This is a genomic window from Pontibacter coccineus, from assembly GCF_030546575.1.
GTDB classification, from domain to species: Bacteria; Bacteroidota; Bacteroidia; order Cytophagales; family Hymenobacteraceae; genus Pontibacter; species Pontibacter coccineus.
Map to the genome: position 1 here is coordinate 225,003 of NZ_JAUOTN010000008.1, position 8,909 is coordinate 233,911.

Here is an 8,909-nt window from a genome sequence, read left to right on the forward strand (position 1 = left end):
AATTGGATAAAAAGTAAGAATGCAAATTTTTATGCAACTAAATTTTAATTGTACTATTTAAGTGTCTTATATAATCAACTAAGATCATTATGTGTTAGTTAAATTGCACTATATTGCTATGTATAGGTTTTTATAAATATAACTAAAAATTTCAACAATTATTTGCTAATAAAATTAGTATAATACGTATAGATTTAGTAAGTTTACATGCCGGCACCTAGCGTGCTCTGTTAATTTTCAGGACTCGAAGAAAGAATAATAGTGGAAAAGGTAACATCGAATATAAGGCACCTTCGCAAGCATGCCGGGTATACCCAGGCACAGCTTGCTGAAAAGTTGGAAATAAAGCGTTCGTTGGTGGGGGCGTATGAAGAAGGAAGGGCAGAGCCAAAACTAAGCACCTTGGTGAATGTTGCCCGTCTCTTCGAAGTATCATTGGATGAGCTTATTACGGCAGACCTCTCTGATCCGACTTACAAACCAGACGCTGGCCAGACGGGTGGGGGAAAACTGCGAGTACTGGCCATTACGGTTGACCAGGATGATCGCGAAAATATAGAGTTGGTACCGCACAAAGCGAGTGCCGGCTACCTCAACGGGTATGCTGATCCGGAGTTCATTGAAGAGCTCCCGCGCTTCCGCCTGCCTACCTTGGGAAGCGGTGGTACTTACCGGGCGTTTGAGATCAGTGGGGATTCGATGCTACCATTAGCCTCCGGCACTGTCATTGTCGGGAGGTATGTGGAGGACTGGAGTGCGCTAAAAGACGGAACCCCCTGCATCATTGTGAGTGGCAAGGAGGGCGTAGTCTTCAAACGTGTTTTCAATAAAGTTAAAGAGGCTGCCACGCTGCGCCTTCATTCCGACAATCCGCTTTACGTTCCTTACGAACTTTCAGTGGATGATGTGGTGGAGATCTGGGAGGCGAAGTCTTACATCAGCTCTACTTTCCCGATTGCGGACATCTCCCTCGACAAGCTTTCTTCTATTGTGTTAGATCTCCAGAAAGAGATGCTTAAGCTGAAGAAAGCGGAATAGCTTCTGACCATAAGGTATATAAATTGCAACGCATCCTGCTCCTGATAGGGCAGGATGCGCTGTTTTAGCGCTGTCTGCTAACTACAAACGGCATTATCCGTAAAGGCATAGCATAAAACAAAAGCGCGATATGATACGATTAATTACCGATTCCCAACGATATGAGGCCCAGGTGGGGGGAGGGCTCCGTTCCCATTACCTTTTCTCATTTGCAGATTATTACGATCCGGAAAACATGGAATTCGGGCCATTGCGTGTCTTCAATGATGACTATATCAGTCCACGTTCCGGTTTTCCTACGCACCCGCACTCCGAATTAGAGATTGTGACCATTGTACTGTCTGGTGAGCTATCCCACAAGGACAACATCGGGAATGAGACAACGGCAACGCCGGGCCAGGTGCAGCGCATGACAGCAGGCACGGGAATCACGCACTCTGAGACAAACGATACGGACGAGGAGATCCACCTACTGCAGCTTTGGTTTTTGCCTAACAAGCGCGGACTGGCACCTTCTTATGAAGTGATGGATGTTGGATTTCTGAAAGCAAAGAATGAGCTTATACCTTTAGTGACCGGTCAGAAGGTGCTGGAAGATGTTGCTTATATAAATTCAAACTCCACGGTATACTATGGAAGCGCCACGCAAGGCGAAGAGGTGATTTTCCGAACCTTTAAGCTCCGTAGAACCTTGATCTACGTGCTGACAGGTAGTGTGCTGGTCAACAATGTGGAAGCCGATAGACACGACCAGATCAGGCTGGATGAGCAGGAGGTCATTGCTATAAAAGCGACTGCTGATGCTACTTTTATCCTGGTAGATGTTCCGGCAGTGGAGGCTAACTACTAAGTGGTCATTTATACCTTCAAAGCGGTGTGCAGTCCCTTTATCAAACTGCACACCGCTTTCTTTTATTAGTCAACGTCATCCCCTGGCGCAACAATGGCTTCCTGCAGGAGGTGCTCATCTAACTGCTTGGTTGTTTTAGCACCTAGTTCACGCAGTATCTCCACTTTGCGTATCAGATTGCCCTTCCCGTCCGTCAGTTTGTTCATGGCGCCGTTGTATGCCGTCTGGCTCTGCTCCAGGTGGCGGCCAACCGTTTTGAGGTCCTCCACAAAGCCTACGAACTTATCGTATAGTTTCCCGCTTTCCTCTGCTATCTTTAATACGTTTCTTTTCTGGTCTTCCTGGCGCCACACACCAGCAACGGTGCGCAAAGTAGCCAGTAGGGTAGAGGTGGTGACGAGTACAATGTTCTTATCAAAGGCATCGGTAAAGATGTTCTGGTCATGCTGTAGTGCCAGGTTGAAGGCCGGCTCAATGGGAATGTACATCAGTACAAAATCAGGGGAATTGATACCGCTCAGACGGTGGTAATTCTTTCGACCCAGATCGGTATAGTGTGTTCGGATAGAAGTAATGTGGCTGCGCAGGTAGGTCTCCGACTGCGACTCGTCTTCGCAACTGCAATAGGCTTCGTAGGCGACGAGCGAAAGTTTAGAGTCGATGACCAGGTGCTTGGTGTCAGGCAGGCGTACGATCACATCGGGGCGGTATACCTTTTGCTCGTCGTTCTGTCTTACCTCTTCGCGCTCGTAATGCACTCCTTTTCGTAAACCTGATTTTTCGAGCAGGCTCTCCAGCAGGTATTCCCCCCAGTTACCCTGTGTTTTGCTTTCCCCTTTCAGGGCTTTTGTCAGGTTAAGCGCGTCCTGACTCATTTGCTGGTTCAGGGCCGACAGTTGTGTGATTTGCTCTTTTAGTGAAATGCTGTCTTTGAGTGTTTTCTCGTAGGTCTGGTCAACTTTGGCCTCAAACTCCCGGATGCGCTCTTTGAGCGGTGACAGGATACGCTCCAGATTTTCAGAAGATGCTTTGTTGAAGTGCTCAGCATTCGTCATCAGCACCTGGTTGGAGATGTGCTGAAACTGCTGCAGGAATTTTTCGCGCAGCTGCTCCAGTTCTTTGGCTTGTTCGTGCATCCGCTCGCGTAGGTGTTCGTAGTCGGATTCGGTCTTGGTCAGGGCATTGGTTAGCTCTATGGTTTCTGTCTGGGCATCGCGCAGTTGGTTTTTCAACGCTTCGGCTTCCTGCGCCTGGTGCCGTGCCTGGCCCTCCACAACGCCCTGTGCGACCACTGCCTGATTGAATTTATCCTGCAGTGCGATTATTTTCCCTTTCATAGCCAGATAGGCTACCACAAGGCCCGCCAGAAATGCCGCTATACCTACCATTATCTCCATACAGTAAAGGTATGTTTTTTTAGCATTTCAAACCAGATGCTAACCTTTTTAGTTTTTAGGAATTTCCTGAATGATCGGTTGCATTCCACTCGGCGTAGAACTGGCTAAGAAAATTCTCCATGTATTGGTGGCGTTTTTCGGCCAAAGCGCGGGCAGTTGGGGTATGCATGCGGTCTTTCAGGAGCAGCAGTTTCTCGTAAAAATGGTTGATAGTAGGCGCCGTATTCGATTTGTAAGATTCGAAATTGTCGTGCAGCACAGGCTCTATAGCTGGATTATAAAGCTCTCTTCCTTTATGACCACCGTAAGCAAAGGTACGGGCAATGCCGATGGCGCCAATGGCATCGAGGCGGTCTGCGTCTTGCACAATTCGACCTTCCAGGGTGGGCATGGCAGAAGAAGTGCTGGCTCCTTTGTAGGATAAACCGCTTACAATGGCACACACAGCAGCGATCAGTTCTTCCTCTAATAGTTGTTTTTCCAGCCATTCCCGTACCAGGCGCGGGCCCACGGTTTCATCCCCATTGTGGAATTTGTGATCACCGATGTCGTGCAGAAGGGCTGCCAGTTCCACAATAAATATGTCGGCACCCCTTTCTTGTGAGGCAATGTAGAGGGCGCTTTTCCATACCCGGAAAATATGCCACCAGTCGTGGCCGGAGCCTTCGCCCTCCAGTTGTGACTTTACGTAAGCTGCGGTTTTGTCAATGATGGCTTGTTGCTGCATGAGGTCAGGTATAAGCCTCAAAACTGCAAAATATCCCGCAAAGCCGCAAAGTGAGTGCTATACCTTTATACCTATCATTTCCGCTACACCTATACCTTGCAGTGATGGGAGCTGCACTAATTCCAGTTCGAGCAGGTCGGCCCAGGTGCTCAGGTATAGCACCACATCATCGCGCAGGTTGTGTTGCAGGAAGCGCCTGCCGGGTGGCAACGCTTCGATCACTTTTGCATCCGAGAGTCGTTCCAGATGAGCCAGGTCATCTGTAGTCAATCCCCAGGAGATCATCTGATCGATGATCTCGTCCAAAGGCAATCCGCTTTGAGGACAGTAATCTCGCAATTGTTCACTCCAGTCGCCGTGCCGCCACATCGCCGCCCCGTGGATGTGACCTTTGTCGAGTTGGGTAATGGTTTGGGCCAGGTGGCCGCAGTTGCAGCTGCCCATGTGTCCCCACTGGTAATTGGCGCCCTTTGCCAGTCTGTCTGCTGTCTGGCGAATTGCCGCCACCAGCTGTGCTGAAGTCCTTGCCATAAGCCTGATCCTTTTAGGTGAATGTTAAAGCGAGGTATAGATCTCCCTAACTATAAAACGGCAAGCGGGCTAAATGTTATGAAGATCAGCCTGATTTTCATAGCTCCCCCGGGCTTTATACCTTTGTCCTATACCTGTTCCAAGCTAAACTCCAGATCATGCGTACTATACCTGTCTTCATTTTTTTGCTTTTGATCTCTGTCATCTGTGCAGTTCCAGACGCTGGTGCCCAGATTTTAAACATAGAAAGATCGAGAGTAGAGCGGGATACAGTGAATTATTTTACCGGTAAAGCAGGCCTTAATTTTTCAATGTTCAACCGCAATGCAGGACGGAACAATCCTAACAACTTCCTGCAACTGACCTTTAACGGTGATCTGGCTTATATTTCAAAGCAGCACACGTACCTGTTTCTCAACTACTACAACTACCTGTTGGTCAACTACGACTCCCGCGAATTGCGCAATACAGTGGCCAGCAACGGCTATTCCCATTTCAGAGTAAACCTGATGAGCCGGCGCAAGGTGTCTTACGAGCTCTTCACGCAGTATCAGGGCGACATGGCTCGCGGCTTGGAGCGGCGTATCCTGACAGGAGGAGGGGTGCGCTGGCTGCTTTACCGCACAAACAATACCTCCTGGTTCGCGGGTACGGGCCTGATGCACGAGCACGAGCGTTGGAAAGACCCGGAACAGGAGGGCGTGACCCGCGTATCGGATCTGCTTAAATCCTCCAACTACATCAGTCTGCGCTCTAAACTGTCGGAGCATGTCGAGACCAATAACATAGCCTATTACCAGACGGGGTATGATCCGGATATAAGCCGTTTTCGGAACCGCATCAGTGGCGACCTGGGTGTGACAGTAAAGTTGATTGGACGCGTGTCCATGCGAACGAATTTCAACTTCACGTACGAAGACAGACCCATCGTTCCGGTGACACGATTCATTTATTCCATCACCAACGGGTTGCAGGTAGATTTTTAGCCGGGTTGCCTGCCCGTAACAACAAATGCAGCAGTTGCACTTCCTCAAAGGATTTATATCAAATTTTTTTAATATAAATTGCACGAAGCTGAACAATGCAGTCAACTTTGGCGTAAGCTGCGTCATAGGATATATTACAAGTACGCACGCAACATGCATTTAAGTAGATATCCTTGGACCGGAACGCTCAATCCTGGTAATAACGTTTAATTAAATAACTGGTAAGTCCAGCGCGCTTCAAATGCGCATATTTGCACTTTTTTATCGATGGAAAAAACTTCTAAAATTTACATTGCTGGCCACCGGGGTATGGTAGGCTCTGCCATCATGCGCCAATTGGAGGCCTTTGGTCATACCCACATCATCACCAGAACTTCTTCAGAACTGGATCTGCGCAGCCAGCAGGCTGTGCAGGACTTTTTCGAAACCGAGAAGCCTGATTACGTTTTTCTGGCGGCTGCCAAAGTAGGGGGGATTCATGCCAATAACACCTTCCGCGCGGAATTCCTGTATGACAACCTGATGATCGAGGCCAACATCATCCACGCCGCACATCTAGCTGGTGTGAATAAACTGATGTTCCTTGGTTCTTCCTGCATTTACCCGAAGATGGCCCCGCAGCCGCTCAAGGAGGAGTATTTGCTGACCGGTCCGCTGGAGCAGACCAACGAGCCCTACGCCATTGCCAAGATCGCCGGCATCAAGCTGTGCGAATCTTACCGCGATCAATACGGCAGCAACTTTATCAGCGTAATGCCGACTAACCTCTACGGGTATAACGATAACTACGACCTACAGAATTCTCACGTGCTGCCGGCCCTTATCCGAAAAATACATGAGGCGAAAGACAACGGCGCACCCACTGTTACCGTATGGGGTACGGGCAGTCCGAAACGCGAATTCCTTTTCGCAGATGATCTGGCAGCGGCCTGCGTATATCTGATGGATACGTATGACGGACGCGAGCTGGTGAATATCGGCACAGGCGAGGATGTTTCGATCAAAGAACTGGCCCTGCTGATCAAAGACGTGATCGGTTTTGAAGGAGAGCTCGAATTTGATACCTCCAAGCCGGACGGTACGCCACGCAAACTGATGGACGTGACCAAACTGCACAGCCTCGGCTTTAAGCACAAGATCGAACTGCGTGAAGGAATAGCACTGGCCTATGCCGATTTCAAAGAAAAATACGTGACTGCTTAGTCATACATTCTATACAACCATAAAAACAGAATTACATTAAAGAAGTATATCACATGAAGACAGCCCTTATCACAGGCGTAACCGGACAGGATGGCGCATACTTAGCGGAGCTTTTACTGAGCAAAGGATATAAAGTACACGGTGTGAAGCGCCGTAGCTCAATGTTCAACACCGAGCGCATCGACCACCTCTACCAGGACCCGCATGAGAAGAACATCAACTTCAAGCTGCACTACGGCGACTTGACGGACTCCACTAACCTGATCCGCATCATCCAGGAGACGCAGCCCGACGAGATCTACAACCTGGCCGCCATGAGCCACGTGAAGGTGAGCTTCGACACGCCCGAGTACACGGCCAACGCCGACGGACTGGGCACGCTCCGTATCCTGGAGGCTATCCGCATCCTGGGGCTGACGAAAAAGACAAAAGTATACCAGGCCTCTACTTCCGAACTGTACGGTCTGGTACAGGCGGTGCCGCAGTCGGAAACAACACCGTTCTACCCACGCTCCCCATATGCGGTGGCTAAACTGTACGCTTACTGGATCACGGTGAACTACCGTGAGGCCTACGGCATGTTCGCCTGCAACGGCATTCTCTTCAACCACGAGTCCCCGCTGCGTGGCGAGACCTTCGTGACACGCAAGATCACCCGTGCCGCCGCCCGCATCGCCATGGGCCTGCAGGACGGCCTGTACCTGGGTAACCTGGACGCCAAGCGTGACTGGGGCCATGCCAAAGACTACGTGGAGGCCATGTGGCGCATCCTGCAGCAGGACGAGCCGGAGGACTTCGTGATCGCCACGGGCGTAACGACGACCGTGCGCGACTTCATCCGCATGGCTTTTGGCCACGTAGGCATTGAGCTGGAGTTCAAGGGTGAGGGCGTCGACGAAAAAGGCTACATAGTGGCCTGCAACAATCCGGAATACCAACTTGAAATCGGAAAAGAAGTGGTGTGCGTGGATCCGAACTACTTCCGTCCGACGGAGGTGGAGCTGTTGATCGGCGACGCGACCAAGTCGAAGGAGAAACTGGGCTGGGTGCCGAAGTACGACCTGCAGGCCCTGGTGACGGACATGATGCAGAACGACATCGAGCTCTTCAAGCGCGACACCTATCTGATGGAAGGCGGTCACCGCATCCTCAACTACCACGAGTAATTTTTATACCTCCGGGTATATCAACCATACAAAAAGGCAGCCCTGCTATAGGGCTGCCTTTTTCGCGTTTTAGCAGTTTTTGAAGTAGACTTAAGTAAAACCTAATAGCAAGTATTAAAATGGGTTTTTAACTGGCACATTCACACCATGTAGTGTCAAGTCTCTACTTTTCTGATTTCGGTGTAGGTATACATTATCTGGATGATAATTTCTGCAAACGATAAACCCATCCCTGCCACTTTAAGGTATACGACCTGTATTTGATTTTCTGCTATGCCGGGACCAATTACCCCAACCCCCAATGCCCTCAACTTAAGCCATGAATAACTTCAGCTGTCATCTCGACGATAGTAGAGATCTGGATTCTTTCAAAATTTTTGCCTTCGTTCAGATTTCTCCCAAAAAGAGGACCCCCACCCCCGGGACGAAATGAAGAAAGGGCTTATGTTGAAGGCATTTCCTCAAGTCGATCCTTGTCCAAGGCGGGGAATCCGGAACAGCCAATCCAAGGTATAAGCACAGTAGCAATGGTATACCTGTTGAACACCCTCATCCCCCTGCCCCCTTCAAAGTGGGACTTATTGCCGTTACTACTTCACAGGTATAATTCTTATTGCGATTGTTCCAGGCCACTGGCACACGTCGAAAGACTAACTTGCCCCGGAAGCAATGTAGCAAACAGCATTAGCCCGGTGCACAAAAATGATTACCCACTGTTTGAGCGTTCAGCGAGTTTGGGGAATCTTGACCTTTTTGCTTACTTTTTGTGTCAAGACAAAAAGTGAGTGCCCGCCGCATAGGCGAAGCTATAGAACAAATCAGCATAAGGTATAAATAAGCTGATACTACGCCAGGTATAGGTATAGGTATAGGAACAGCGGGAAAGGGGAGGTCTATAAACGCAAAAAGCCCTTGTTTTCACAAGAGCTTTTAAGCGGTCTGGACGGGACTCGAACCCGCGACCTCCGCCGTGACAGGGCGGCATTCTAACCAACTGAACTACCAGACCAA

At 49.5% G+C, this 8,909-nt stretch carries 8 protein-coding genes and 1 tRNA gene; 5 read left to right on the plus strand and 4 right to left on the minus strand.

Annotated elements, in window-relative coordinates; translation table 11 throughout:
• Positions 1-261: 261 nt before the first annotated feature.
• Together Q4E40_RS17685 and Q4E40_RS17690 are read left to right on the plus strand one after the other, a co-directional pair.
• Entirely contained in the window at positions 262-1,038 is a 777-nt protein-coding gene (locus tag Q4E40_RS17685; protein WP_303414021.1) for an XRE family transcriptional regulator, read from the plus strand.
• A gap of 130 nt (positions 1,039-1,168) precedes the next feature.
• Positions 1,169-1,888 carry a pirin family protein gene (locus Q4E40_RS17690; protein ID WP_303414023.1) on the plus strand — a complete coding sequence of 240 codons (720 nt, stop codon included), beginning with the start codon at positions 1,169-1,171 and terminating at the stop codon, positions 1,886-1,888.
• Between the two features lie 65 nt (positions 1,889-1,953).
• On the opposite strand, the gene Q4E40_RS17695 is transcribed toward Q4E40_RS17690, so the two are convergent.
• From Q4E40_RS17695 to Q4E40_RS17705, 3 genes are read right to left on the minus strand one after another with little or no spacing between them, the layout of a single operon-like run.
• Positions 1,954-3,285 carry a DNA recombination protein RmuC gene (locus Q4E40_RS17695; protein ID WP_303414025.1) on the minus strand — a complete coding sequence of 444 codons (1,332 nt, stop codon included), beginning with the start codon at positions 3,283-3,285 and terminating at the stop codon, positions 1,954-1,956.
• A gap of 55 nt (positions 3,286-3,340) precedes the next feature.
• Positions 3,341-4,012: an HD domain-containing protein gene (locus Q4E40_RS17700; protein WP_303414027.1), complete on the minus strand. Its 672-nt coding sequence runs from the start codon at positions 4,010-4,012 to the stop codon at positions 3,341-3,343.
• Between the two features lie 57 nt (positions 4,013-4,069).
• On the minus strand, positions 4,070-4,543 hold the full coding sequence (locus tag Q4E40_RS17705) for a hypothetical protein (protein WP_303414028.1): 474 nt from the start codon (positions 4,541-4,543) through the stop codon (positions 4,070-4,072).
• 311 nt (positions 4,544-4,854) lie between these two features.
• On the opposite strand from Q4E40_RS17705, the gene Q4E40_RS17710 reads away from it, so the two are divergent.
• From Q4E40_RS17710 to gmd, 3 genes are all read left to right on the plus strand, one after another.
• Positions 4,855-5,529 carry a DUF481 domain-containing protein gene (locus tag Q4E40_RS17710; RefSeq protein ID WP_303414030.1) on the plus strand — a complete coding sequence of 225 codons (675 nt, stop codon included), beginning with the start codon at positions 4,855-4,857 and terminating at the stop codon, positions 5,527-5,529.
• 249 nt (positions 5,530-5,778) lie between these two features.
• Entirely contained in the window at positions 5,779-6,732 is a 954-nt protein-coding gene (fcl, locus tag Q4E40_RS17715) for a GDP-L-fucose synthase (RefSeq protein WP_303414044.1), read from the plus strand.
• 53 nt (positions 6,733-6,785) lie between these two features.
• Entirely contained in the window at positions 6,786-7,898 is a 1,113-nt protein-coding gene (gmd, locus tag Q4E40_RS17720; RefSeq protein ID WP_253404821.1) for a GDP-mannose 4,6-dehydratase, read from the plus strand.
• Between the two features lie 935 nt (positions 7,899-8,833).
• Here the strand turns inward: gmd and Q4E40_RS17725 are convergent.
• A tRNA-Asp gene (locus Q4E40_RS17725) sits at positions 8,834-8,907 on the minus strand.
• Between the last annotated feature and the right edge of the window lie 2 nt (positions 8,908-8,909).

What these genes read in the sequence shown, in the direction of transcription:
- Q4E40_RS17690 (WP_303414023.1), top strand. Translation starts at nt 1,169, where the DNA reads ATGATACGATTAATTACCGATTCCCAACGATATGAGGCCCAGGTGGGG.
- Q4E40_RS17695 (WP_303414025.1), bottom strand. Translation starts at nt 3,285, where the DNA reads ATGGAGATAATGGTAGGTATAGCGGCATTTCTGGCGGGCCTTGTGGTA.
- Q4E40_RS17700 (WP_303414027.1), bottom strand. Translation starts at nt 4,012, where the DNA reads ATGCAGCAACAAGCCATCATTGACAAAACCGCAGCTTACGTAAAGTCA.
- Q4E40_RS17705 (WP_303414028.1), bottom strand. Translation starts at nt 4,543, where the DNA reads ATGGCAAGGACTTCAGCACAGCTGGTGGCGGCAATTCGCCAGACAGCA.
- Q4E40_RS17710 (WP_303414030.1), top strand. Translation starts at nt 4,855, where the DNA reads ATGTTCAACCGCAATGCAGGACGGAACAATCCTAACAACTTCCTGCAA.
- gmd (WP_253404821.1), top strand. Translation starts at nt 6,786, where the DNA reads ATGAAGACAGCCCTTATCACAGGCGTAACCGGACAGGATGGCGCATAC.